Source organism: Burkholderia sp. S171 (assembly GCF_009766085.1).
GTDB lineage: Bacteria > Pseudomonadota > Gammaproteobacteria > Burkholderiales > Burkholderiaceae > Caballeronia.
In genome coordinates this window covers 261,715-286,014 of sequence record NZ_LMUF01000064.1, presented here as the reverse complement: position 1 = coordinate 286,014, position 24,300 = coordinate 261,715, and the positions used below count along the sequence as shown (strand labels likewise).

Annotated in this window: 21 protein-coding genes and 2 pseudogenes; 8 read left to right on the top strand and 15 right to left on the bottom strand. The window is 56.4% G+C overall.

What is annotated here, in order from left to right; genetic code table 11:
* Positions 1-48: 48 nt before the first annotated feature.
* The 3 genes and pseudogenes from GSQ93_RS36115 to GSQ93_RS38480 form a co-directional block, all read left to right on the top strand.
* On the top strand, positions 49-1,731 hold the full coding sequence (locus GSQ93_RS36115; protein ID WP_158940890.1) for an FAD-dependent oxidoreductase: 1,683 nt from the start codon (positions 49-51) through the stop codon (positions 1,729-1,731).
* 7 nt (positions 1,732-1,738) lie between these two features.
* Positions 1,739-1,966 carry a DUF2783 domain-containing protein gene (locus GSQ93_RS36110; RefSeq protein ID WP_158940888.1) on the top strand — a complete coding sequence of 76 codons (228 nt, stop codon included), beginning with the start codon at positions 1,739-1,741 and terminating at the stop codon, positions 1,964-1,966.
* 58 nt (positions 1,967-2,024) lie between these two features.
* Positions 2,025-2,150 (top strand): annotated as a pseudogene (locus tag GSQ93_RS38480) (homogentisate 1,2-dioxygenase); the annotation flags it as partial.
* Positions 2,151-2,255: 105 nt separating this feature from the next.
* Here the strand turns inward: GSQ93_RS38480 and GSQ93_RS36100 are convergent.
* Positions 2,256-3,110, bottom strand: coding sequence for an IclR family transcriptional regulator (locus GSQ93_RS36100; RefSeq protein WP_254074236.1), 855 nt, complete (start codon positions 3,108-3,110; stop codon positions 2,256-2,258).
* Positions 3,088-3,936 (bottom strand): IclR family transcriptional regulator, encoded by an 849-nt coding sequence (locus GSQ93_RS36095; RefSeq protein ID WP_254074235.1) that lies wholly within the window; start codon positions 3,934-3,936, stop codon positions 3,088-3,090. The genes GSQ93_RS36100 and GSQ93_RS36095 overlap by 23 nt, the downstream gene beginning before the upstream one ends.
* 165 nt (positions 3,937-4,101) lie before the next feature.
* Between GSQ93_RS36095 and GSQ93_RS36090 the strand changes: the two genes are divergently transcribed.
* Together GSQ93_RS36090 and GSQ93_RS36085 are read left to right on the top strand one after the other, a co-directional pair.
* Positions 4,102-5,061, top strand: a complete 960-nt coding sequence (locus GSQ93_RS36090; RefSeq protein ID WP_158940883.1) for an MBL fold metallo-hydrolase — start codon at positions 4,102-4,104, stop codon at positions 5,059-5,061.
* A gap of 125 nt (positions 5,062-5,186) precedes the next feature.
* On the top strand, positions 5,187-6,530 hold the full coding sequence (locus GSQ93_RS36085; RefSeq protein WP_158940881.1) for an MFS transporter: 1,344 nt from the start codon (positions 5,187-5,189) through the stop codon (positions 6,528-6,530).
* Positions 6,531-6,759: 229 nt separating this feature from the next.
* Here GSQ93_RS36085 and GSQ93_RS36080 read toward each other — a convergent pair whose 3' ends face one another.
* The 7 genes from GSQ93_RS36080 to GSQ93_RS36050 all read right to left on the bottom strand — a co-directional run bounded on the left by GSQ93_RS36080 (position 6,760) and on the right by GSQ93_RS36050 (position 13,396).
* Complete coding sequence (locus GSQ93_RS36080) at positions 6,760-7,737, bottom strand: hypothetical protein (RefSeq protein WP_158940879.1); 978 nt, start codon at positions 7,735-7,737, stop codon at positions 6,760-6,762.
* A gap of 491 nt (positions 7,738-8,228) precedes the next feature.
* Positions 8,229-8,723 carry a GNAT family N-acetyltransferase gene (locus GSQ93_RS36075; protein ID WP_158940877.1) on the bottom strand — a complete coding sequence of 165 codons (495 nt, stop codon included), beginning with the start codon at positions 8,721-8,723 and terminating at the stop codon, positions 8,229-8,231.
* Between the two features lie 203 nt (positions 8,724-8,926).
* Positions 8,927-9,232, bottom strand: coding sequence for a hypothetical protein (locus GSQ93_RS36070; protein ID WP_158940876.1), 306 nt, complete (start codon positions 9,230-9,232; stop codon positions 8,927-8,929).
* 101 nt (positions 9,233-9,333) lie between these two features.
* Positions 9,334-9,756, bottom strand: coding sequence for a hypothetical protein (locus tag GSQ93_RS36065; RefSeq protein ID WP_158940874.1), 423 nt, complete (start codon positions 9,754-9,756; stop codon positions 9,334-9,336).
* 211 nt (positions 9,757-9,967) lie between these two features.
* Complete coding sequence (gene mctP / locus GSQ93_RS36060; RefSeq protein WP_158940872.1) at positions 9,968-11,458, bottom strand: monocarboxylate uptake permease MctP; 1,491 nt, start codon at positions 11,456-11,458, stop codon at positions 9,968-9,970.
* Positions 11,455-11,652, bottom strand: a complete 198-nt coding sequence (locus GSQ93_RS36055) for a DUF3311 domain-containing protein (RefSeq protein ID WP_158940870.1) — start codon at positions 11,650-11,652, stop codon at positions 11,455-11,457. The genes mctP and GSQ93_RS36055 overlap by 4 nt, the downstream gene beginning before the upstream one ends.
* Before the next feature lie 766 nt (positions 11,653-12,418).
* Positions 12,419-13,396, bottom strand: coding sequence for an aldo/keto reductase (locus GSQ93_RS36050; RefSeq protein ID WP_158940868.1), 978 nt, complete (start codon positions 13,394-13,396; stop codon positions 12,419-12,421).
* Positions 13,397-13,501: 105 nt separating this feature from the next.
* On the opposite strand from GSQ93_RS36050, the gene GSQ93_RS36045 reads away from it, so the two are divergent.
* On the top strand, positions 13,502-14,104 hold the full coding sequence (locus GSQ93_RS36045; RefSeq protein WP_158940866.1) for a TetR/AcrR family transcriptional regulator: 603 nt from the start codon (positions 13,502-13,504) through the stop codon (positions 14,102-14,104).
* Positions 14,105-14,343: 239 nt separating this feature from the next.
* Here GSQ93_RS36045 and GSQ93_RS37705 read toward each other — a convergent pair.
* Together GSQ93_RS37705 and GSQ93_RS36040 are read right to left on the bottom strand one after the other, a co-directional pair.
* Positions 14,344-14,495 (bottom strand): annotated as a pseudogene (locus tag GSQ93_RS37705) (IS6 family transposase); the annotation flags it as partial.
* A gap of 4 nt (positions 14,496-14,499) precedes the next feature.
* A complete protein-coding gene (locus GSQ93_RS36040; protein WP_158940864.1) occupies positions 14,500-14,655 on the bottom strand; it encodes a hypothetical protein in 156 nt (51 codons plus the stop codon).
* Positions 14,656-15,144: 489 nt separating this feature from the next.
* On the opposite strand from GSQ93_RS36040, the gene GSQ93_RS38595 reads away from it, so the two are divergent.
* Positions 15,145-16,794, top strand: a complete 1,650-nt coding sequence (locus GSQ93_RS38595; RefSeq protein WP_158940862.1) for a methyl-accepting chemotaxis protein — start codon at positions 15,145-15,147, stop codon at positions 16,792-16,794.
* Between the two features lie 68 nt (positions 16,795-16,862).
* On the opposite strand, the gene GSQ93_RS38815 is transcribed toward GSQ93_RS38595, so the two are convergent.
* From GSQ93_RS38815 to GSQ93_RS38810, 3 genes are all read right to left on the bottom strand, one after another.
* Complete coding sequence (locus GSQ93_RS38815; RefSeq protein WP_158940860.1) at positions 16,863-17,669, bottom strand: thioesterase family protein; 807 nt, start codon at positions 17,667-17,669, stop codon at positions 16,863-16,865.
* 103 nt (positions 17,670-17,772) lie between these two features.
* Positions 17,773-20,244 carry a TIM-barrel domain-containing protein gene (locus tag GSQ93_RS36025; protein WP_158940858.1) on the bottom strand — a complete coding sequence of 824 codons (2,472 nt, stop codon included), beginning with the start codon at positions 20,242-20,244 and terminating at the stop codon, positions 17,773-17,775.
* Positions 20,245-21,030: 786 nt separating this feature from the next.
* Positions 21,031-21,144, bottom strand: coding sequence for a hypothetical protein (locus GSQ93_RS38810; protein ID WP_158940856.1), 114 nt, complete (start codon positions 21,142-21,144; stop codon positions 21,031-21,033).
* 384 nt (positions 21,145-21,528) lie between these two features.
* Here GSQ93_RS38810 and GSQ93_RS36015 point away from each other — a divergent pair, with 384 nt between their 5' ends.
* Complete coding sequence (locus GSQ93_RS36015; protein WP_254074234.1) at positions 21,529-22,782, top strand: citrate synthase; 1,254 nt, start codon at positions 21,529-21,531, stop codon at positions 22,780-22,782.
* Between the two features lies 1 nt (position 22,783).
* Here GSQ93_RS36015 and GSQ93_RS36010 read toward each other — a convergent pair whose 3' ends face one another.
* A complete protein-coding gene (locus GSQ93_RS36010) occupies positions 22,784-24,295 on the bottom strand; it encodes an aldehyde dehydrogenase family protein (protein WP_158940854.1) in 1,512 nt (503 codons plus the stop codon).
* Positions 24,296-24,300 lie beyond the last annotated feature (5 nt).

The window sequence follows — 24,300 nt, the reverse complement described above, 5'->3', positions numbered from 1 at the left end:
CACTATTGCTATATGTTAATTCGTCGTTTGACAGTAAACGGAGACACCATGCAGGTCGATTATCAAACGCTGCGGTTCAACTACGAGCGGACCCCGGATCACGATGCGGGGACGCCGGCACTCTATCCAGTCGTCGTCATCGGTGCTGGGCCCGTGGGACTTGCAGCAGCGATCGACTTGGCGCAGCAGGGCGTGCGCACCGTGCTTGTAGACAATAACGACACGCTTTCCAGCGGCTCTCGCGCGATCTGCTTCGCGAAACGTACGCTGGAAATTTTCGACCGTCTCGACTGTGGCGCTCAGATGGTCGAAAAGGGCGTGAGTTGGAACGTCGGCAAGGTGTTCCTGCAGGACGAGCTGATCTACACATTCAACTTGCTCCCTGAAACCGGTCATGCCCGCCCTGCATTCATCAATCTTCAGCAGTATTACGTCGAGGGCTATCTGGCTGAGCGCGCACAGAAGACAGAAAACCTGCAGATGCGCTGGAAGAGCAATGTCATTGGCCTCACGCAGCACGACGACTACGTCGAGTTGCAGGTCGAAACGCCCGATGGCGTTTATCCGCTGCGCGCGCAGTACGTGATCGCGGCCGACGGCGCGCGCAGTGCGGTGCGCAGTGCGCTCGGTCTCGACAGCCGCGGGCGAACCTTTAAGGATCGTTTCCTGATCGCCGATGTGAAAATGAAGGCGTCATTCCCGACCGAGCGCTGGTTCTGGTTTGATCCGCCATTTCACCGCAACCAGTCCGTGCTGCTGCATCGGCAGCCCGACAACGTGTGGCGGATCGACTTCCAGCTTGGCTGGGACGCCGATCCGATCGCGGAGAAGCAGCCGGAGCGGGTCATTCCGCGCGTCAAGGCCCTACTAGGCGACGACGCGGAATTCGACCTGGAATGGGTGAGCGTCTATACGTTTTCATGCTCGCGCATGGATAGCTTCCGCCATGGCCGAGTGCTTTTCGCGGGCGACTCGGCGCATGGGGTATCACCGTTCGGCGCACGCGGCGCGAATGGCGGCGTGCAGGACTCGGACAATCTCGCGTGGAAATTGCGGCTGGTCGTCAACGGCAATGCGCCGCCTTCGCTGCTCGACACCTATGCATCCGAGCGCGAATATGCCGCCGACGAAAACATCCTCAACTCGACGCGCGCGACCGACTTCATCACGCCCAAAAGCACAGTGTCGCGCCTATTCCGCGATGCGACGCTCAAGCTTGCGAAGGACTGTCCGTTTGCGCGACGCATTGTGAATAGCGGCAGGCTGTCTGTGCCCGCAGTGCTGCGCCATTCACCACTGAATACGCCCGACGAACCTGCCGACGGTTTCGCCTGCACGATGATTCCGGGCTCTGTCTGCACTGACGCGCCAGTGCTAGTCGACGGAAAGGAAGCGTGGTTCCTGACTCACACGGCGGGTGGGGAATTCACGGGCGTTTATTTTTACGGCCTTGGCGACGACGTTGAACAGACCGCCGACCGGCTTGCCGAGCTGGGCCATCTGCCGGTACCGGTGCATGCACTGATGGTCGTACCACGCGGAGCGGCGATGACAACTGCGCCCGGCATCACGATCGTCGAGGACGTGGAAGGCATCGTCACGCATCGTTTTGATGCGCGACCCGGGACCTTCTACCTGCTGCGTCCCGACCAGCATGTCTGCGCGCGGTGGCGCGCCCTCGACGCTGCGTCGATCAAAACGGCCCTCAATCGCGCAACGTGCAACGGGTAAAAGGACCATGAACAAGCTCAACATTGAATCGAACATTGCAGATCCGGACGCGTTCTACGAAAAGTTGATCGATGTGCACAACGGACTGACCGACGAGGAAAGCCACTTCATGAATGCCAAGCTGGTGCTGCTGCTGGCAAATCATATTGGTGATGCAGACGTCCTGAGCGAAGCGCTTGCTCTGGCACGCGCGGGTGCAAGCACGGCTAGTGCCGCGCCGGAACCGACCAACTGAATCGACATTTCGAATTCAACCGGAGCAGTTCATGTCGGAAGCAACACACGGCCTGACGATGGCCGCCGGCACCGGATAACAATCCTGTTTTGGCAACGAGTTTGCAACAGAAGCGTTGGCGGACGTGCTGCCCGTCGGACGTAATTCGCCGCAGCAGGTCGCAAAGGGGCTCTATGCCGAGCGGCCGACAGTCTCCCGGCCACTACCGTATCTTCGTCACGCGGGCCGTCATGGCGGCGGCCGAGCCTTCCCAGCAGCCGGACGCCGCCCTGCCCTGATCGCACTGAAATCAACGGCCGCTGATCCAGCCAAAGCGCCACGACAAACGTTGCGTCGCGGCGAGCAGTTGCTGCGCGATCCCCCCTTGCGAGCTGGGATCGAAGCTTCCTGACGAACCAATCAGCGCAATGACGAGGCGAATACTGCCGGTGTGATCGAACACGGGCGCGGCCAGCGTGCCGATGCCTGGAACCGGTGCATCAAACGCGCGATCAATCCCTGTCTCGCGAATGTCGGCGAGACGCGTGCGGTAGTCAGTTGGGAGGGTGCTGGTTGCCAGTAAGCCTGCAAGCCTGATCGGTTCCTGCGGCAACAGACCCGAGAGCACGTCGTCAGACACGTGTGCGGCGAATACCCGGCCGATCGCGGTATTGACTAGTGACATGACAGTGCCGACCCGCAAGCTGACGTGTTGCGGCCGCGCGGACTCCTCCAGGCGGATCACGGTGGGTCCGAGGGGACCAAGCGTCGCCGCCGCGACGCTCATGCCGGTGTCGGCAGCGAGTGCTGCGATCTCGGGCTCGGCATCCCGCGTCGGCGACAGACGCTGCAACGCGATCAGGCCGAGTTCCATGCTGAGCGGCCCGGCGTCGAAACATCCGGTGTCGTCGCGACTCAGCAACCCTGTCTTCAGCAAACTCACCAGGTGTGGAAACGCCTTTGCCGCCGGCATCTCAGCAGCCGCAGCCAGATCTCGGAGCGACAGCGGCCGACCGGCTGAAACCAAGGCGAGCAACAGTTCGCCCGTGCTGTCTAGCGCATTGATGCCGCGCTGCGCTTTCGCATCGCTTGATGGTGAGACGGTATCGTCCGGGCTTGCCGGTGATTCGATTTGCATGATCTCAACCAGGGTTCGCGAGCGCATGGGTCACGCGTTGAGCGGTTTCCAGCAATTGACGCGCGACGCGGCCATCCCAGTCGACGTCGATCGAACCGGACGAGCCGATGACAGTCAGCGCGAGTTGCATCCGATGTTCGGCGTCAAATACCGGCACGCTCAGGCTGCTGATGCCGGGGCTTGGCACATCGATGCCGCGTTCGATTCCGCGCTCGCGAATGTCGTCCAGACGCGCTCGCCATTGCTGATTGACAGCCGATCCGCCGGTCATTTGCCGATCGCTCGCGCCCGGGTTAGACCGACTGGTCATTTGACTCCGGGCCATGGCGGCGACTTGCTCGGGCGCGAAAAACGCGCAGAAAACGCGTCCGGTCGACGTCATATCGAGCGACATCACTGTGCCGACGTGCAGGTTTACGTGCAGCGGAAATCCGCCGCGCTCGTATCGAACAATGATCGGTCCCTGCACGCCCGCAACGCATACCGCCACGCTGAAGCCGATGACTTCCGCGAACGCGGCGGCGTACGGAACCGTAATGCGGTATGCGGGCTGCTGCTCGATATGCATCAGGCCAAGGCGCAACGAAAGCGGGCCCGGTTCGTAATTGCCAGTGAGTACATCGCGCTTGACGAGACCCAGCCGTGTCAGGCTCACGAGATACGTGTGGGCTTGTGCAGACGACAGTTGCGCCTCGGCCGCGAGTTCGCTCAATCCCAGCGGTCCGCGATGCCGCGCCAGTGCCTCCAGCAGGCGGCCGCCCACTTCGACGCTTTGAATGCCTCGCTGCTTCTTTTCTGCAGGCGCGTCCGCAACTTCATTGGCTAGGCCTTTACTGGCCGGCGTTTTAATCAATTGGGTGCCTCGTAATAGAACGGCTACATGGTATCCGATCAGCATCGCTGATCGGATAAACGGGCACTCGTCTAACTTAATTAATAGCAAGTATATTTGTCATTGACAAATATACTTGCTAAGACGAAGATGACCTATTCCCACAGTCACAGCACGGAGACAAACATGGCAAAGGCATTCGCTTCCCAGGCAGACCTGGAAGAAAAGAAGATCACGTTCACGCGGCTTTCGGAGAACGCCTACGCTTACACCGCGGAAGGTGATCCGAACTCGGGCGTGATCATCGGCGACGACGGCGTGCTGATCGTTGACACGACGGCCACGCCGGCTATGGCGCAAGACCTGATCGCGAAGATCCGCAGCGTCACCGACAAACCGATTAAATACGTCGTGCTGTCCCATTACCATGCGGTGCGAGTGCTGGGCGCATCGGCCTATTTCGAAGAAGGCGCGCAGCAGGTGATCGCGAGCCGCGGAACGTACGAGATGATCGTCGAGCGCGGCGAGCAAGACATGAAGTCGGAGATCGAGCGTTTTCCGCGCCTGTTTGCTGGCGTCGAGACGGTGCCGGGCCTGACTTGGCCGACCCTCGTCTTCGAAAAGGAAATCACCCTGTGGCTGGGCAAGCTCGAAGTGAAGATTGCGCATCTCGGCTCGGGTCACACGAAGGGCGACACGGTGGTGTGGCTGCCGTCGCAGAAGGTGTTGTTCTCGGGCGATCTCGTGGAATACGACGCGGCCTGCTATTGCGGCGATGCGCAGCTCGAACAATGGCCGACGACCCTCGAAGCACTGCGTGCGCTGAATGCCGACAAGCTGGTTCCCGGCCGCGGTCCGGCGTTGTTGTCACCGGCCGATGTCCACAAGGGCATCGACTATACGAAGGATTTCGTCACGACCCTGTTGCAGGCGGGCCGCGAGGCATTCGAAATGAAGCTTGACCTGAAGGGTGCAATGGCGCACACGCGCAAATCGATGGACCCCAAGTTCGGCCAGGTATTCATCTACGAGCATTGCCTGCCGTTCGACGTCTCGCGTGCCTTCGACGAAGCGAGCGGCATTGCTCACCCGCGCATCTGGACCGCGCAACGCGACAAGGAAATGTGGACCGCGTTGCAGGACTGATCCAGCAGGCTCTCTTCTGAAAAGGTCCCATCTGGACCTTTCCCTTCCTGTTCAAACGCAAAGGCGCATAGACGCCTCGGCGCTGCTCGTCCTGCAAAAGGCCCGCAACGCACTTGGAGCGAGACATGAAAAATTCCTTCACTGCCGATGGCATCGCTTACGCGAGCGCCTCGGCCGACGAACACGTGATGTTTCAAAAGGTCGCGTGGCGCATCATTCCCTTTCTGTTTCTCTGCTACGTCGTGTCATTTCTGGATCGTATCAACATCGGATTTGCCCAGTTGCAGATGAAGCACGACCTCGGCTTCAGCGATGCCATGTACGGACTTGGTGCCGCCGTGTTCTATGTCGGCTATGTTCTTTGTGAAGTCCCAAGCAATATGCTGCTGTTCAAATTCGGTGCGCGCAAGACGTTTACGCGCATCATGCTTTTGTGGGGCATCGCTTCGGTATGCATGATGTTCGTGTCGAAACCGGCCCACTTTTACGTGTTGCGTTTCATGCTCGGGGTCTTCGAAGCCGGCTTCTTCCCCGGCATCGTTCTTTACCTGACCTTTTGGTTTCCCGCCAACCGCCGCGCCGCGGTGATGTCGGTCTTCTTTGCGGGCGTCGCAGTGGCCGGCGTGCTCGGCGGGCTGTTCTCCGGATGGATCATGCGCGACATGGGTGGCGTAATGGGCCTGTTCGGCTGGCAGTGGATGTTTGCTCTCGAAGGAGCGCCGGCTGTGATCCTCGGGTTCGTCGCCTTGTTCTATCTGGTCGACAAGCCGCACAATGCCACCTGGCTTACCGCAGCCGAAAAGGACCGGTTGGTCGCTCTCTGCGCACAGGGACAGGCAAAGGACGGCGTGCATGACGCACGCAGTTTCGCCGCGGCGTTGCTCAACCCCCGTATCTATCTGTTCGCGTTTATCTACTTTTCGCTGACGTGTGCGTCGCTCACACTCAACTTCTGGATGCCATTGATGATTCGCGATTTCGGGATCAAGGATGTGGTCTCCGTGAGTCTCTATACGGTGATTCCGAATGCGATCGGCGCGATTGGTCTCGTTCTGATCGCGCGTCGTTCGGACCGTATGGGTGAACGGCGCAAGCACTTCGCGTTTTGCACCATTGCCGGGGGGCTGGCGCTTGCCGCGTTGACCCTGCACTTGAATAGCTTTCCCGCCATGCTCGCGATTCTCTGCGTCGCGGCCGTCTTTATCTTCGCTGCATTGCCGATCTTCTGGTCTGTTCCGCCGAGCTATTTGTCGGGCAATGCCGCGGCCTCGGGCATTGCCTTCATCAGCAGTATCGGGATCACAAGCGGCATCGTAAGTCCGTGGGTGATCGGCCAGATTCGCACGAGTACGGGAAGCATGGACCTCGCCATCTATATGCTCGCCGGCCTTCTGATGCTGAGTGGAATTGCGTTGATGATGGGTGTCAAGGCGGACTTCGCAAAGCAGCGACGAGCAGCGATGACGTAGAACACAATGAAGTTGCCACAACTTCACGGAAGCGTTGAAACCCGTGGGGGAATGGATTGCGTATCTGGTGTTGAAGCGCTTCCTGCCAGCCGAGGTGAGTGATGAAAATCACCATCCGCGCGCGAGGATCCGCATCCGCTCTTTAAGAGCCGTGAGCCCGGCGAAACGGGTCTTCGCCGAAGACATCCGTACCGATCGGCATCGAGCACCCTCCTCCTTTCTACCGCCCTCAGAACCGGTAGGAGACCCCGCCGAGCAACACATCTGTATCGCGGCTGTAGCGTGTCACGACCCGATTCCACGTGACACGCGCGGCCCAATGCGACGTCAACCGATAAGAGCCGGAAACCGACACGAGCCCCGACAGGATCCCGTCACCGGACGGCCGCTCCGAATCGTCGTCGTGATGGATGGCCGCGTACACACCCGCGCCAATCCCAAGCGTCAAACGCTCGTTGAGAAATGCCCGCGTCAGCCACAGCTGTGCGGTCAAGCCGTCGCGCCGCGCAAGCAGTCCATTGCCTTCGTGCAGATAGCCGACCGTTGCGTCGATGAATTTCGTCAGGCCGCGGCGATACTCGAACGATTCGGCGATTGAGGTTGGCGATTGCAGGCTGTTGAGAATAGTCTCACCTGCCATCAACGAAATTTCATTGTTCGTCACGTTATACAACCGCGGAATCGCAAAATCGCGCGGACCGGGTTCGTCCGGGCCATCCAGTTGATAGCCGATACCGACGAGCACTGCCGTAGTGGAGGTTCCATGCCACAGTTGCACGCGATTGAGCTGCAGGTTGGCCGTCCAGCGATGCGACGTGTACCAGGATGCACGAGCGCTGTAGAGGACGCCCCAGCCGTGCGTATTTGAGTAGCCGTCGCCTTCCGCAGCCGCCTCCGTATCGAAGTAGCGATACGGGCCCGCGCCGAGCGCGAAGACTACGCGTTGGTTGGCGACCGGCAAGCGGAACCATGCCTGAGCGGCTTGGCCGTCGCGATGATGGCCGGGGATATGGCCTTCATTGAGCCAAGTGATACTGCCGGCAAAGTATCTGCCGAAACCTTCGGTATAGTCGATTGCCCAGGAGTACGAATTTTGTCCGGCACCTGCCAGCGGTCCGGCGTACAGTCCGATCTCCTGTGCCGACGCAGATGAGCAAACCGCAATCAGCACTACCATTGTTCCGAAAAGGGGACGTTTATTGCGCATGCTCTCTGCTGTCCCTTAAACGGTAACAGCACCTCAGAAGAAAATGAAAATTCTGACCTAATGCGCGAATTTTTAAGTTACGAATTAATATTAAATATTACGCATACGAGAGAAGTTTCCGCTTTCCGATAGGCAAACAGAATTTCTGTTTTATCGGATTCCTAACAGTCTGCGTAGTGCCGTAGAAAGTCAAAAATATGGCTGGCGTCCGTCAGATGGCGGCACACCACATGGATGCGCTTCGTTATTATTTGAGCATGGAATACTCGGCGAAGATCCGAAGGACGTTCGGCAGCGAAGCTGATGCATTGACCGCGTTGATGTGCTCATCTACCGCGTATGCTGGTCGCTATTCGCAGATATCGGTCTCCGGCGACAACTACCATCCGCGATTCTCGGATCCGCGCAAGCTTTCAGGCAAACCGAGATGAGCGTTGTAATGCGAACGCACGAGAGCTAGGCTGTGTGCGATCTGCCATCACGGCGTCGCCTCAAACCTCCCGGTGAAATATCAAGAGATCAGATCTTCCTCGAACTTCATCGATATATCCGTCAGGAATTCGGCCTACGATGTTGAAACCATTTCGTGCATATAGTTTCGTTGCTGCTGTGTTGATCCCAATTACCTCATTGAACTGCATTGCGGAAAACCCGCGATCGCGCGCGGTGGCGATCGAGTGCTGACACATCGCACCTCCGATACCTTTACGCCGAAAATCAGAATGCGTTGCATAGGCCGCATTCGCAACGTGAGACCCGGGTCCCGAATGATTAGGACGTATGAAATACGATCCGACAACTTGTCCTCCAGATAGAACCTTGAACACAATCGTGCCTTTCCCGAACCAAATGCGGCACATGGATTCTTCTTCAAAGTCTGTTGGGAACACGAAATTAGAGCCCGCCGCTAAGACCTTTTGTAGAATCGGCCAAATTGCTGGCCAATCTGCTGGCTGTGCGGGTGTGATTTCAAAATCTGTATTCAAATTTCACCTCTGTTTTATTGTCGTTCGCGCACACGCATTCGATATCTTCAAGTCACCGAATAGACGAAGATCCGAATACAAACTGCTGGGCGAGCGTTCGATTCGCGTCTGTCACTGCCGGCGCATGTAACCGGTATTACACTCAGGATCGAGTGGCTTGCAAAGCAAGCATTCTGGCAAGCAATGTCTAATTGCTTTCCATGTCAGTTGTCCCATTGGTCGATTGTTTGCTTCGCCCGCGCGATCCCTTCGCGCGTGGCGTGAAGAGCATCTTTCGAACGGCGAACGCCGGTGCGAACAAAAAAGAAGGTGAAAGCAGCCGTCAGGAGAACGCCAATCACGAGTCCACCAGCACCGTATTGCGACACATCGAGACGCGCAAGCACTGCCTCATTCGCCACTCGCCACCCGTTGATTACCATGCCAGTAACCATTACTCCAGCGGTCCCACATGCAAAAACCAAGAGACCGGTCAAGCAAGTCATCAACCGTGTGTTATCTCTTTTCATCGTACAGTCCTTTTCCTCGTTGCTGCCTTACCGCCTGGTGGTCTGGATGGCATTGACCATTCCGGCACAAAGCGGTGGAACGTGCAGGTTTCGACTCACCGCTACATCCCGCTATTCACCCCGTTGTCTACCGTTTCATCCGAGCGAGAATAGACCGTTAGGTCCACCGCTAGTTCTAATTCTTTAAGTATCGCAATATCGTCAACAGTGAGATTTACATACGCTGCGAACTGGGTCGAAGCATCCACGGTAACGCCAACTGAAAGTCCGACAACACCACTGAAATTGGAAAACCGAAGGCCCTGATCCTTGCACTTCCTCAAAAAATGACGGACCCTCACCATCATGGTATAGGGCGCGGCAGAATCCGCGATCGTGACGACAAATCCCGACGTGTGATACTCACCCCCGCGCCGCTTTGGGTCACCTTTTTCCCATTCAGTACTAGTCGATAGCGCCAACAGCTTGCGCACCTTAGTCAATCCGACACCATCCCCCTCAACTTTAAGCGTTGCAAGATTCATACTGGCAGCATCCCATTCCGGCGAAATAACTGATCGGCAAACATCAAGTCCTCCCCTGTTTTTCAAACGTGATCGGTGGCGCAAGAGCGCGATAGACCCGCGTTCAGCGGCGACAGCTGAATCGCTGCCCTTGTGGAGCTTCGCTTAATATCAATCTCCGGAGCCGCTGAACGCTGGGGGACGAACATGTCATCAAGGTATCAGTCGACTCTCACTCACCAACGAATCCAGCGACCTGATGCGATATCACGCGCCGTGGCATAACAAACGAGACGGTGAACGACACCACAATATTGAGAGCCAGCGCAAGCAACCCGATATAAACCGGGTACGTTGCACCGCCCACATGCAGTGCGAACACCGGCTTTAGGCCTTGAAGAATAGCCAATCCCGAGCCGAGCACAATGCCAGCCAGCCATCCGAGAAAAAGACCCGGCGTACTAAGGCGACGCGTATAGAGTGAGAAGACGATCGCAGGGAAAATTTGAAGAATCCACACGCCCCCCAATAACTGAAGATCAATCGCGAATTGCGTCGGCAGGAAGACTGTGAACAGCAGCGCGCCGAACTTGACCAGCAACGACACCAGCTTGGCGGTTTTCGCTTCTGCTTCCGGCGAAGTATTGCGCGAAATCAGTGGCCACAAATTGCGCGTGAAGAGATTCGCCGCGCCGATCGACATGATCGCTGCGGGTACCAACGCGCTAATTGCAATCGCCGCAGCGGCGAAGCCGACAAACCACGACGGAAAAACAGTTCTAAAAAGTGCCGGCACGACATCTGAGGCAGATGTCACGTGTACGCCGGCAGCAATCGCCATATAGCCGAGCAACGCGATCAATCCCAGCAGCAACGTATATATCGGCAAAAAGATCGCGTTCTTGCGAACGGTGTTCGCGGATGAAGACGACAACACCGCTGTCATCGTATGCGGGTACATAAACGCAGCCAGTGCCGAACCCAGCGCAAGCGATGCATACGCAGTGAATTGCGCCGGCTTCAGGGTAATGCCTGTCGCGCCGCCTTTTGCCTTGAAAAACGTATCGGCCGCGTCGAACACATGTCCGTAGCCGCCGAGCTTCGACGGAATAATCCACACCGCCGCGATCACGACGATGAAAATCATAATGTCCTTGACGAACGCGATCATCGCCGGTGCCCGCAGGCCGCTCGTGTAGGTGTATAACGCGAGAATCACGAACGCAACGATCAAGGGCAGTTCGCCGGACACACCCAGCCCCTTGATCACTACCTGCATACCCACGAGTTGCAACGCGATATAAGGCATCGTCGCGACGATACCGGTCAACGCAACCGCAGCGGGAAACCATTTGCCGCCGTATTCGCCTTGCACATAGTCGGCTGCAGTGATGTGTTTCTTCGCATGCGCAATTTTCCAGAGCTTCGGCATGACGGCGAATACGAACGGGTACACGATAATCGTATACGGCAATGCAAAGAATCCATAGGCGCCCACCGAATACACAAGTGCAGGCACGGCGATGACGGTATACGCGGTATAAAAATCGCCCCCCACGAGGAACCACGAAATGACGGCACCGAACTGGCGGCCGCCAAGACCCCACTCATGCAGTTGAGTCAAGTCGCCTCGCTTCCAGCGCGCAGCAAAAAAACCAACCACGGTGACAAGAACAAAGAAACCGATGAAGACGGTCAGTGAGACCGGATCGACATTGCTCATTTGACACCTCGGTATACGACATAAATCAGCAGCGAGGTGAGCGGAACCCACAGGAACTGATACCAGTAGAAGAACGGGAAACCGGCGAACGAAGGACGTGTGTCGTTATAGAACGGTACCCACAATAACGCGATGTACGGCAACAGCAAGATAAGCCAGAGCCGCGAGCGGCCGGCTGGTGCGTTAAGTCCCACAAAAGCTCCTGGGTCGTAATCAATTGGATGGAGAATCAACTGCAAGCTGCTTCAACTCAGGCGAAGGTTTCATACCCTCCCCGCGGATCATCGCGCGCGTTTTCAAATGCTCATGGTGCTTATTAGGAAACTCGGTAAGTGCATCTACTGACAATGTCTGGTGTGTAAAAACTCCCATTGTCGGCGTTGCAAAATGGCTGCCACCGCACGCTTTACCCGGTAGCCTGAACGTTTGAGTAACGAACGCCAAAGCATGGTGCGTCAACAAAAATGTAAGGCTATTTTCTTTAGTCGTAGAGGCACGTGGAACGTATCCAGCATCCTGCGCATGTACGGCACTGTTTTCCTGTTACCGCTCGCGAAACAGGGACGGTCAAACGCGAGCTTTACCCCCAGCCGCACGATCAAATAGGTCTCAGAATTTAACTCGTAAGGAATACGTAACTACTGCAACTCGATCGCAGGAAATTTTAGGCCAGTCAAAAATAAATTTGTCATCTATTTCCATAGACTAGTTCTTATCATCATTTTGGATCACTAATCTTATTTCGCGAACCAAGTCATCGCATTCCGAACTGACGAAACACCGCATGTCGACAAGACGTTCGTCACGTCAAAGCACTGGGCTCGACGTCGCTGGATAAACTGGCCTTTGCTCAAAAACCGGCCTGATTTTGGCTAAGCCCGGTGAAACGAGGCCCCGCGGAACAGTGTTCGCCCAGCTGTTTTCGGTACGGTGTTGACTACCCGTTGATTTAACAAAGCTCTATTGCGCAGCGTATTTCAACACGAAGGCCGGGTAACGGTCGCCGAGGATAACGCCGGGCGCAAAAGCGCGCTCAAGATCGGCCAATTCCTGGGCGCTAAAGCGGATATCCAGAATCTGCAGATTTTCCTGCAGACGCGCTGGCCGGGTCATGCCGACCAGCGCAATGATGTCATCTCCACGCGAGAGCAGCCAGGCAACGGCCAGTTGAGCCGGTGTACAGCCCTTGGCCGCGGCCATCTCTTTCAGAGGCGCAATGGCCGCAATGTTGTGCTCAAGGTTCTCACCCTGCATCCGCGGGGGCTGCATGCGTGAATCCCCGCCTAGCGACGCACTTGTTAGCGCTCCAGTCAACAACCCGTCGGCAAGGACACGATACGGGACAATTGTTACCCCCAACTCACGTGCAGTCGGCAGTATTTCTGGCTCAGTAAAGCGGCATGCCAGCGAGTATTCAATCTCTAATGCACTGACCGGATGCACCTTGTGGGCACGGCGCAAATTATCTGCGCCCACTTCAGAAACGCCCAGATAACGCACCTTTCCCTCTTTGATCAGATCCGCAACTGCACCGATCGTGTCCTCGAAAGGCACCTCAGGGTCAGGCCGACCCGGCTGATAAAGGTCGATCACGTCCACCCCGAGCCGTTGCAGCGAATAGGCAGCAAAGTTCTTGACCGAGTTCGGACGACCGTCGAGGCCCATGAACTGTCCCGCGGGCGAGAACATGGCGCCGAACTTGACGCTGATAAAAGCCTGATCGCGCCGGCCTTTGATGGCACGTCCAATCAGCGATTCGTTGTGGCCTGATCCATAAAAATCGGCGGTGTTCAGATAGTTGATTCCGGCATCCAGCGCAGCTTGAATGGTGGCGATGCTTTCGTCATCATTTCGTGGGTTTTGAAGCGACATCCGGTTGCAACCAAGTCCCAGCGCTGAAACCAGCGGGCCTTCTTTACCCAAACGCATGGTGATCATCGAGTTTCCCGCAATGTTAGAATGATTGTTCTATCTTAGAATCGAAAAAAATTTTGGTCAACATAAATAGATCGTTCACTCTATCTTTGCGTGAGGATACCTACCATGCGTACCGTCGATCCAGTTAAACATGAGGCAAAGCGCCAAGAAGTTCTCAAGGCCGCCAGGCGATGTTTTATGCGGGACGGATTTCGCAGCGCATCGATCTCCGCCATCTGCACCGAGGCGGGTATGAGTCCTGGTCACCTTTACCACTACTTCGAAAGCAAAGAAGCCATCATGGGTGCGATCATCGAAATGATGCTGGCAAGCGCCACCGAGCGTTTCAGCCAGACGATGACCAGTTCCGATGCGCTGGCAGCGCTGATCGCTGAAATGCAACAAACCAGGATGGGCAAAAATGGTGGCCGGCACACCCTGTTTGTCGACATGCTGGCGGAAGCCGGCCGCAATCAGGAGCTAGCCCGGATCCTGCAGGTCCATAGCCGAGGTATGCAGCAATTGCTGGCAGACTTCCTGCGTAACGGTCAAACACAGGGACGCATAGACTCATCGCTCGATGCCGATACAGCGGCGGCGCTGCTGATCGGGGTGGTCGACGGATGCAAGATCATGGCAATTCGTGGCCTGCCGCAAGACCAAAACAAGGTGATTGAACTCCTGCAAACGTTGATCAAGCGGTTTCTGACCCCGCCGGTAACGACATAATCTGCGGCCGATTGATCCCGGTAGAGATACCTCCGTCCGCCCGCTTTCACGTGACCGGCCCCACAACCTGAAAGCGCCTGCCCCAGTTCTCGTCAACTTGACGATGCTGGTGCGGCCACTTGAGCGGTGATTCCCTAGCCGAATGGTCCTTTGAAAAGAGCCCATGGATAATGCATTTTTTCCTGCTTCTACGTCGCTCGACCAGGCATGTAGATCCTTAAACCGATCCAATACCGGCACATCGGCAACAGCTTGAGTGCCCAGCGGTGCACAGCCGAATGATCAACTGCGAGGGCCACGTTCAGCCATCATTTCTTCCAGGTGACGCAAGCTCATCGGATAGGCCACGTACCAGCGCACACAGCAGGATCAGATCAAGCGCGTAACGCAGAGGTTTAGCACGCGCGCGACAGAGTCATCGAAGGCCGGCGCAGCGCTGCATCGACAGGCTTCGTCACCCTCAGCACCAGCACCCGGTCAACCCAGGTGTTGTAGATCGTCATCGACGCGTGCATCAGCCGCACGTTGGTACGCACAATGGCGCTAAGCATCTGCCTCGCTATAGTTGTATATCCGTGTGCGATGGCGATCGCGTCGCTACCTCAGACAGCACTACTATCATCAGAGGGCAGCGGTATGTCCCTTCGGACGGCAGCTCTCTCTACGTCGCTTACCGTTATGAGCTCATTCATGCTCAAGATGCTTTATTCGCATTTCGCTAAGAGGCACTCGACCAAGCCCAAGTGTTCCGCCGCAACTATATAACTGTCGATACGAATTAATCAATCTTGAATGTTGAATCAATGTAGTTTTCCGGCGTCGCCAGATTAATTGTGAGGGCGTGAACGTCACCTGGCCTTTAGACTATGACGGACTCTCCACCTGGACTGTTGACCCTTCTTCGCTCATCTATTCGAGCGCTGCCTGGTCAACGCACGATAAAGATCCTTCAGTAAATAAAATAATGTCCGTTAATTAGCAACGTAGCTTCCACGAATTTCTACTAATTAAGAGGACTTACTATGTTGGCGTTTCATCAAATGAAGGTGTTCACAAAACTCGTCGCCGGATTTTCCGCTGTCATCGCGCTGCTTGTGGGGTTGGGCGTGTTCAGCCTCTCCGAGATATCCGGCGAGAATGATCATGTGGCCTCGCTGAGCGGAAACTCGCTGCCAGCAGTGCTGAACAGCCTGGAAATGCAAAGCAGCCTGCGCGCGATTCGCCTTAGCGACTACCGCGCGGCTACAGCTTCATCTCCCACTGATATAGAAAACGCGAACCAGCTGGCGGATCAAGCCATCGCCGAGTTTCAACATGCGGCCAGTCAATACGAGCCGCTCATAAACGACCCCGAGGAAAAAATCCGGTACTCGGAATTGCAGGGGGTCATGGGTCAGTATCTGGATGCCGACCGTAGCACTCGCACATTGGCGAAGGACGGCAAGCACGATGACGCGATGGCAATGCTCAACGGAAGATCGGTTGAACTTCGACGTATCGCGGAAAAGGATCTCCAGGCCATTGTTGATATCAATGTCGTCGAAGCGAAAAAAGAAGGCATCGACGCGCGCAACGCGTATTCGCGCGCTGCCACGCTTGTGATGAGCGGGATCGTTGCAGCAGCGCTTATCGGGCTGACGCTGTCGTTGCTAATTGCGCGCGGACTGACTCGGCAGCTCGGTGGCGAACCTGGAGATGCGGCCGCAATTGCTCAAGAAATTGCAGCGGGCAACCTGCTCGCACCTATTGCGTTGAAAGAGGGCGATGACCGCAGCCTACTGTTTTCACTTGCCGCGATGAAGGAACAACTCACCACGATCGTGCGGGGCATTAAGACATCAAGCGAATCGATCTCGGTCGCTGCAGGAGAAATCGCGCAGGGCAACACGGATCTATCACAGCGCACGGAAGAGCAGGCAGCTTCGCTGGAAGAAACGGCAGCGAGCATGGAAGAGCTCACCACAACGGTCCGCCACAACGCGGACAACGCAAAGCAGGCCGCCGCACTTGCAAGTTCCGCGTCGCGTACGGCACAGCGAGGCGGTGACGTGGTCTCCCGGGTAGTCCACACCATGCAGGGCATCTCCGAAAGCTCCAGCAAGGTCGCCGACATCATCAGCGTAATTGAAGGCATCGCGTTCCAGACCAATATTCTCGCGCTCAATGCAGCGGTCGAAGCCGCCCGCGCTGGTGAGGAAGGACGTGGTTTTGCGGTCGTCGCGGGTGAAGTGCGCACACTCGCGCAGCGTAGCGCGGCGGCCGCGAAAGAGATCGGAGGACTCATCAGTGAATCGGTGCAACGCGTCGATGCGGGGTCAAAACTGGTCTTGGAAGCGGGCGCGACGATCGCGGAGATCGTGGTATCGGTGCAAAAGGTCACGGATATCGTAGGCGAAATTTCATCGGCCTCGGCTGAGCAGAGCGTGGGAATCGAACAGGTCAATCAGGCGGTCAGCCAGATGGACGAAGTAACGCAGCAGAATGCCGCACTCGTCGAGCAAGCTTCGGCCGCCGCGCAATCCATGGCGGATCAGTCGAATTCGCTGCGCCAGGCGATATCGATATTCAAGGTCGGTGAAAACGCTGTCCCATTTGCGCCAGCGCTCGCGCGGCATACAGCACACAAGGCAGCAGCTAAACCGATCGCCTCGTTACAGCCAAAAGCGACAGCCGACTGGCGGTCTTTTTAGATCGACGGCAAGTTGGCAAAGCCTCTGCAGCATCACGGAATTTTCATAAATCGGCTGATTAACTCAATCTAGTCAAATAGTGCGACCGTCTGTCGGCCGATCGAAATGCACCTTCCATCTAAATCCCAACAATGCATTGCCTGCCTTGAGTAGCCGGAGCTTGCTTGCTCGCTCGACGATCGGAGTAGATACCACTCGGACGGCAGGACCGGTTGCGCGACGTCAAGGGTCCATGTCATGGTGCTAATCATTGCTGCCGTTTCGAAGCTTACGGTTGCTGCGGGAGGTAATGTATCAGCCACCGCTAGTAGGATCGCGGAGGGGTCTACGTCCGTGCTGTGCAGCGGACGTACCCAAACAAAAAACTCAGGCTTAGAACCCTGACTAATCGGTGGCGCGCCGCTCGCAAAGCGCAGTTCGAAATTTCGGAGAAAAAGGGGTCGAGGGCCATTCCAGACGAAGAGATCACAGAAAGTCGGAGGAGATATCTTAGGCATAGGCAGGTAATCATGCACGATCCGGCTTTCACGGCCAGCCCCGTATGTAAGAAGCACACGGGCAGCCAATCGTTCTTGAGCAAACACATCGACGTTGGCAACAGTCGCACCGCGCCCCTGCCGCAAAATAGAAGGAAAAAGGTCAACAACGCCAGTCGCTGGCGAGATAAAACAAAACTGTCCCGAGCGAAAGGGCGGGAGGTCCGGATTGGCTAACTTGACGGCGTGAAACGATAAGGCTGCCGTAAGGCCGCCGTATAAAGTTCGCCCTTGGGTCCAATCGTCGGGCGCCTCGATGCGGAATCCCTCCCCTTTGGGCGCTACGCTCGCAAAAAGCGCAGAAAGACCGGAAGGTGCCTCACTAATTGGTTTGTTCACGTATTCCTTTAGAAGAATTTACTTGAACGCCTCTACCGGCAGAAACGGAGGAGGCCGGCTAAATGATTACCAGAGCAATCAATTTGACGCCAATGTCAGTCGCTCACTGGATCACCGCCGTCAGTCGCGTCTTAGTCGAATGCGTTCCCATTTGTACTGTGAGGATATGATCGGTCTCGTCGTAAGACCAACCATTATCTGCCTGAGACTCCCTGACTTGCTGCCCATCGACGCTCACGGTGCGGGGCTTCGACGAGACCTCCAACATTCGGATAGTCCATGCCCGAGAGTCGATAGCACCGCTATAAGTCCCGCGTTGAGCATGAATTGTCAACGTCTTGCCATTCCCCGTTCCATTGTCTTTGTAGTCAATCAACGTAGTCGCGTATTTGCCTTGCAGATAATCCAGGCCATCTCCGGAATCCTCATAGAGATTAAATGTGCCATCCGCGCCGGCAGCAACATTTAGTGTCATTTGATCTATAGGATTAGAGACATCGTGATCCACATAATTGCTACGCATCGGCACGATCCCACCTGCCTTCAGAAATGCAGGCATATCCATCAACGTGCTCTGAATCGATTGATCGGTCGAGCCGGAGTACGATGCGCCCGTAAAGAAATTCACCCAATTCCCCGGTGGAAACCAGACTTGCGTAGCAACTGTTCCAGATCCCGCGGTCGTTACCGGCGCAATCAACAAAGCATCGCCATACAAATACTCCGTGCCACCATAAGCATTAGGCTCATCCGGATACTCGAGATAGAGCGGCTCAGTGATGGGTATGCCAGTATCGTGTGCGTTTCGTGCCAACGTATAGGTATAAGGAACGAGCATTTCGCGCAATCTTAAAAACTTCTCAGCAGATTGCTCAGCGGCCGCGCCGTATTCCCAAGGCAATCTCCGGCCTTGAGCAGAATGCAATCGCATGATTGGCTGGAAGGTGCCGAGTTGAACCCACCGAGCATACAGATCGTCCGAAACGGCGTCGCCCGTATAGCTCGTCACCGAGTCACGGAATCCTCCCAGGTCGTGCGTAACGTAAGGCAATCCGATAGCCGCGCCAACCCCCGGCGTATATTTCGCTTCAAACGCCAATGTTTCCCAGTTCGAAATGCTGTCGCCGGTAAAGTTCACTGTGTATCGATGTTCCGCCCACGGGCCCGTTGCGGGAGCATTGAACGTCCCATAACCACTCCCATCCCCACCTATACGGCTAAAAGCAAAATTCCTCAGTCCCGTTTGCTCAGGCCTGCTGTTCTCATAGTTCACATACTGGTAGTTGACCCACGTCACCGGTGAGATTCCCGGCAGACTGGACGATACCTCTCCGCCGCTCCAGTCCATCCACCAAATAACGGGAGCAAGCGCATCAATTGAATTGTGCAAGTTGAAGAACGCTTTGAGTTGCCGGTATTTACCCAAATCAAATCTGCCGCACGGTGCTGGATTGTTATAGCAGTTGTTCGAGACCAAACTTTCTCCGGCTGTGGCCTCAGCACTTTTGTATTTCGGGTCGCTCACCGACATACTCGGGTGCACATTCAGCGCAACGCGCAAACCCTCGCTTTGTGCCCAATTGAAGAACTCGGCAGGATTCGGGAAATATTGACTATTGAATTCCCAGCCGTTCCAGTCCGGTGTCTTCCAGTCAGTGTCGCTAACCAGTACATCCAGCGGGGTATGGTGAGACCTGAATGCCGGAATCAAACTGTGCTTATAGTCATTGAAACTGTATGCGTACCACCTGGAAAACCAGACACCGAATACTGAGCGTGGCAGCATGACAGCGGGTCCAGTTAGCGTACGGAAATCGGACAATGCCTGTTTATAATTATGGCCATATCCGAACAGATAACCGTCCTGATAACCTGATTGCCGGGTAGTATCACGTTGCGTTACATGACCGCCTGCGAACAGGGCACTCTGACTATCGTCCAGCAGATACCATCCTGCGTTGCTGACTAGGCCAGGCACGACCGTTCCCGGAGGTTTTCCATTGGCAGCCAGATAGGAAACATCGATGCTTTCACGCCAGCCACTCGTAACGGAGTCGATCGGAACCTGGGTCATCGGCTTTCCGGACAGCCATTCAGGATTCGCGAGGGCCGATTTGCCGGCAACATCGAATTGAATACTCAAATTGTTTTTCGTAAATTGACCCGACCCCTGCTTATAGGACAAAGTCATCGCAGATGTCTTAAGAATAAGAACCCCGTTGACCACCTGCTCAGTAAAAGATGTCACCGGAAAAGCACGATTCACTGCATTGAACGTGGGGTTGTCTTCGAATTTCCCGATCGGAGAGTATTCAGCTCGAATTAGTGTTGGTGACAGCACTTCAAAACGCGTTTGCCCTTCTAGAACGATCTGAGACCGAACTGCGTTCGTTGGGTCTGCGCTCGGCGAAGACTGTGGGGTGGCTGTCGCCGGGTCGACCGCAGCCTGTGCAATTGGCGTTGACGAGGCTGTTGTTTGGGAGGTGGGTGTCTGGTCACCACCGCACCCGGAAAGATCGAACAGCAGGCTGGCTAACAGCACAGCAATCGAGCATCGATGGCCTCGTATAGGCATGTCTGATTTTCCTTGTCCGTAGATAGTTAAATTCGTTCTTTAGCGTTTCATGCTTTTCTATTTCAAACTATCCCTTCGCCCTTCCGTAAGTTGCGAACGCACCGAGAGGCAAATCGATCCCCGCGCAATCCACGTTCGACTCGCGAGCACCTTCCGCAGGCTGGGGAAATTACTTGAATTACTCTAGAAGAGCAAAATGTCGCCTGTAATCAACCTAAAGTATGATTGTTCGATACACGTTGCGATGTCGATTGCAGCGGGCGGTGCAACGGCTCTGTGCAGTAGTGCGTTTCGCTATGATGTTTTGGATAACATAAAGAGTTGAAAGCTCGATGAAGGCGTCGAAGCTGGTGGTGGCCCGAGTGCTCAAGCGCTTGCGCTATTCGCTTGGCTCTGGCGAAAATAGCGGAAATAATCAGGACTGTTGATCTTTAACGTGAAGACCAATAGTGGCGGAGCCAATGAGTCGGGGCGGTGTCGAACGATACAACGGTCTTTGCGGCTGACTCGCAGCAGAACGTTGACGCCGGCGTGTCGTACACGTTCTCGAACAAAGCGATGTTAGCGGTCGCATTCGCATGTGGATTTCTACAATCCGACTGACAATGCGTACTTTACGAATCAGCGGTGGCTGGGTACCCAGAACTCGTGGAAGTTCAGAGATCGTAGGCATGATCTCTGCGCCACTCAGAACGACACGCGCGCAGCGCGGCCAGACTGGCTCCGCTTTTGTCGATCGTCATCGTTGGGTACGCCGTTTTGCTTGATCGATTTTTCGAAATAACGCTAGGTAGCGGCCTTGTTGCACTTAGCTCGCAGAAAAAACGACCGTGTTGCCTTGTCCACGGCGCGGTAGAGATACCTGCGTTCGCCCCAGATCTTCACGTTGGCTTTGTCCACCCGCACGCTCTTGCCAACAGCTCGCTTGCAACGGCGCAACGCCTACTTAAGTACGGTAGAAGCTGAACGGCGCATCCTGCGCCGTCCAGCTTCTACCGCAATCCCACGCTTGGCCATCCTTTCTTCGCGATGGCACAAGCTCAGCGGATAGTACAGCCGTCCAAGCACGCTTGCCACACCCCGGATCCAGCGTCTTCATGCTTCATCCACGCGGTATTTCGATTCAGCCAAATGGACCGATATGACCAACAGTAGATAAGATCTATATTTCAAGCAAGATTGATAATTCAAATCAATAATACTTGTATACCTCTGACATGCCATTCTGTGCACCGCTAGCGGTAGAATTTGGTTGATTATTTTTTAGAAAATGGCAGGACATCGATGCAAAAAGATTTGATGACTCGCAACGAAGTACTCGAAATTCTCAATATCAAGGCCGGCACGCTCTATGCTTATGTGAGTCGGGGCATCATCAAGACCGCTCCGCATAGCGACGGCCGCAAGAGCCTGTATCTGCGTACCGACGTCGAGCGCGTACGCAGCCGCAAGCGCGGTCGGCCGTCGAAGTCTGCATCGGCTGAATCAACCATGCATTGGGGCGAACCCGTCATCGCTTCGGCCATCACCCAAGTCACGCATGCGGGCCCGATCTATCGCAATCGAGCAGCGGTGGAAATGGCGCGCGCCGGCATCTCGTTCGAGTCGGTCGCGCAATTGCTATTCACCGGAACCTGGCAGGACACGTTCGCTGCATGGTCCGGCATCGAGACACCAGCCGACACCCAGCGCCTCCTGCGATCCTACGAAGACGGCCTGCGTTGCAACGACATCGGCAACCTGCTTGGCATCGTTGCATTGGCACTCGGGATGCATGATCGCGGCGCTGCCGAGATATCCGACGGCACCTCCGTGCCTGCCGCGCGCCTGCTCATCCAGACGATGGCCGGCTGTCTGGGCTACTTGCGGGCGCGTCCGCAATTCGAGTATCGCCAAGCCCACGAAGCACTCGCGCCGTTCATCCTGCGGGCTACCGGCGCGGCGAGTTCTCCCGAAGCGCTGCACGCCCTTAACGGAGCGATGATCGTCCTCGCCGACAACGAACTCGCGCCGGCAACGTTCGCAGCGCGCATCGCCGCGTCCACGAACGCGGACCTCTACAACTGTGTGGCGGCAGCAATCGGCTCTCACGTAGGCTTCTCCACGGGCACAGCGACCCAGACGGTCGAAACCGCCCTGCTTCAATCAACGGCACCGGAAGATCTCGAAGCACGGTTGCCTTTCGTGCGCGAGTACGGCGCAAGCCGCTTCGGCTTCAATCACCCGATGTACCCCGACGGCGATCCGCGCGCCGACGTCATTCTCGATCTGGTCGCTGGCTTGCCCGACCTGCCGGCGGGTACGCGCAACACGCTGGATTTCCTCGCAACGGCACGAAGCTCGCTCAAAGCGAACCCGGGCCTCGCTATTGCGCTAGTGGTGCTCACGCGTGCACTGTCGATGCCCGATGGCACGGCCACTGCGCTGTGGATCCTGAGCCGCACGGCCGGATGGGTCGCCCACATCCTTGAGCAACGCACGCAGGCTTTCCTGCTGAGACCTCGCGCCAAGTTCATCGGCACCGTACAGAATCGCTAAGTCAGCTTCGAAGCGACACGTTGACGTTCTTGATCCTCGTGAATTCCAGCAACTCTTCCTTCGATTCCTCGCGCCCGATTCCCGACTGCTTGAAACCGCCGAACGGCGCACCCGGGATGTGTATCGAGCAGTCATTGATCCACACGTAGCCCGCCTCAAGCCGCAACGCCGCACGATGCGCGCAAACCAGGTCACGGGTCCAGATCGACCCGGTCAAGCCGAACTCCACACCGTTTACGGCAGCAAACAGTTCGTCTTCGTCGTGCCAACTAAAAACCGAAAGGACTGGGCCGAAAATCTCCTCGCGGGCAATCGCCATCGACGGCTGGACATCCGCGAAGATGGTTGGCTCGATAAAAAATCCCTCCGATAACAACGGGTCCGCCGGATGTTTGCCGCCGCATACCAGCGACGCGCCTTCTTCGAGCCCTGCCCGGATATAGCGCAACGTCCTGTCGTATTGCGCCCGGCTCGCGAGCGCGCCCATCGTCGTGCGCTTGTCGGTTGCAACGCCAGGCTTGTGCATGGTCTGAACGCGATCGGCCAAGGCGGCTACAAACCGATTGTGAAGCGACTCATGCACGAATAGACGACTCGTTGAACCGCAGGATTGACCACACCATGTGAAGTTCATGCCTCGAACCGCGCCCGCCACGGCTTGTTCGAAGTCCGCGTCCGGAAAAATCACCATCGCATTCTTTCCACCGAGCTCCAGCAACGTGTGCTTGAGGGTGTCGGCTGCCGCATGAAGCACCGCCTTACCCGCCGGCACGCTGCCGATAAGCGCGACGGCTGCGACGTCCGGATGAGCGGCAAGGGCCGCGCCGGTTTCCCGGCCGCCTGTCACGCAATTGAGGACGCCCGCTGGAAAGAGGTCCGCGAGCAGCTCCATGAGCCGGATGGTGGATAACGGCGCCTGTTCCGGCGGCTTGATCACGACCGTGTTGCCCGCCGCGAGTGGCGCAGCGATCTTGCCAGCGGCAAACATGAAGGGGTGGTTGAAAGGAAAAATCCGCGCGACGACGCCTAACGGTTCACGCACCGTATAGTTAAGTGAGCCGTTGCCCGTGGGAATCGTTTCTCCCTTCATTTCGAGCACCAACCCCGCAAAGTACTCGAGTTGCGTGGCGGCAATCTCGGCGTCCGCCATCATTGCGCTGATCGGATTACCGCAATCGGCCGAGTCGAGCATCGCGAGTTCGAGGGCGTTCGCGCGAATACGCATGGCAGCTTCGCGCAGGCGCCGACCACGCTCCAGCGGCGGCACTCTCGCCCAGCCCGGTGCCGCGCTCTTCGCCGCGCACACTGCGGCATCGACCTCGGCGGCGCCGCCAACGAGAACCTCCGCGAGTAGCGCGCCGGTGGACGGATTGAACGTAGTAAGCTTCTGCGCCTCAGCAGGTGTGTGCCATTGACCGCCCCAGTACAACCCACTGGACCGTGGGATCAGGGACGCGATGCGCGAAGAGAGATCATGTTCACCCTCCAGCATCCGCAGCGATTCATTGCTCATTGCGA

Coding starts and splice junctions, on each gene's coding strand:
- GSQ93_RS36050 (WP_158940868.1), bottom strand. CDS start 13,396: ATGATCACCATGCGTTTGGGTAAAGAAGGCCCGCTGGTTTCAGCGCTG.
- GSQ93_RS36040 (WP_158940864.1), bottom strand. CDS start 14,655: ATGCTTAGCGCCATTGTGCGTACCAACGTGCGGCTGATGCACGCGTCG.
- GSQ93_RS36115 (WP_158940890.1), top strand. CDS start 49: ATGCAGGTCGATTATCAAACGCTGCGGTTCAACTACGAGCGGACCCCG.
- GSQ93_RS36110 (WP_158940888.1), top strand. CDS start 1,739: ATGAACAAGCTCAACATTGAATCGAACATTGCAGATCCGGACGCGTTC.
- mctP (WP_158940872.1), bottom strand. CDS start 11,458: ATGAGCAATGTCGATCCGGTCTCACTGACCGTCTTCATCGGTTTCTTT.
- GSQ93_RS36010 (WP_158940854.1), bottom strand. CDS start 24,295: ATGAGCAATGAATCGCTGCGGATGCTGGAGGGTGAACATGATCTCTCT.
- GSQ93_RS36090 (WP_158940883.1), top strand. CDS start 4,102: ATGGCAAAGGCATTCGCTTCCCAGGCAGACCTGGAAGAAAAGAAGATC.
- GSQ93_RS38595 (WP_158940862.1), top strand. CDS start 15,145: ATGAAGGTGTTCACAAAACTCGTCGCCGGATTTTCCGCTGTCATCGCG.
- GSQ93_RS36025 (WP_158940858.1), bottom strand. CDS start 20,244: ATGCCTATACGAGGCCATCGATGCTCGATTGCTGTGCTGTTAGCCAGC.
- GSQ93_RS36015 (WP_254074234.1), top strand. CDS start 21,529: ATGCAAAAAGATTTGATGACTCGCAACGAAGTACTCGAAATTCTCAAT.
- GSQ93_RS36085 (WP_158940881.1), top strand. CDS start 5,187: ATGAAAAATTCCTTCACTGCCGATGGCATCGCTTACGCGAGCGCCTCG.
- GSQ93_RS36045 (WP_158940866.1), top strand. CDS start 13,502: ATGCGTACCGTCGATCCAGTTAAACATGAGGCAAAGCGCCAAGAAGTT.
- GSQ93_RS36070 (WP_158940876.1), bottom strand. CDS start 9,232: ATGAAAAGAGATAACACACGGTTGATGACTTGCTTGACCGGTCTCTTG.
- GSQ93_RS36065 (WP_158940874.1), bottom strand. CDS start 9,756: ATGAATCTTGCAACGCTTAAAGTTGAGGGGGATGGTGTCGGATTGACT.
- GSQ93_RS36080 (WP_158940879.1), bottom strand. CDS start 7,737: ATGCGCAATAAACGTCCCCTTTTCGGAACAATGGTAGTGCTGATTGCG.
- GSQ93_RS36100 (WP_254074236.1), bottom strand. CDS start 3,110: ATGCGCTCGCGAACCCTGGTTGAGATCATGCAAATCGAATCACCGGCA.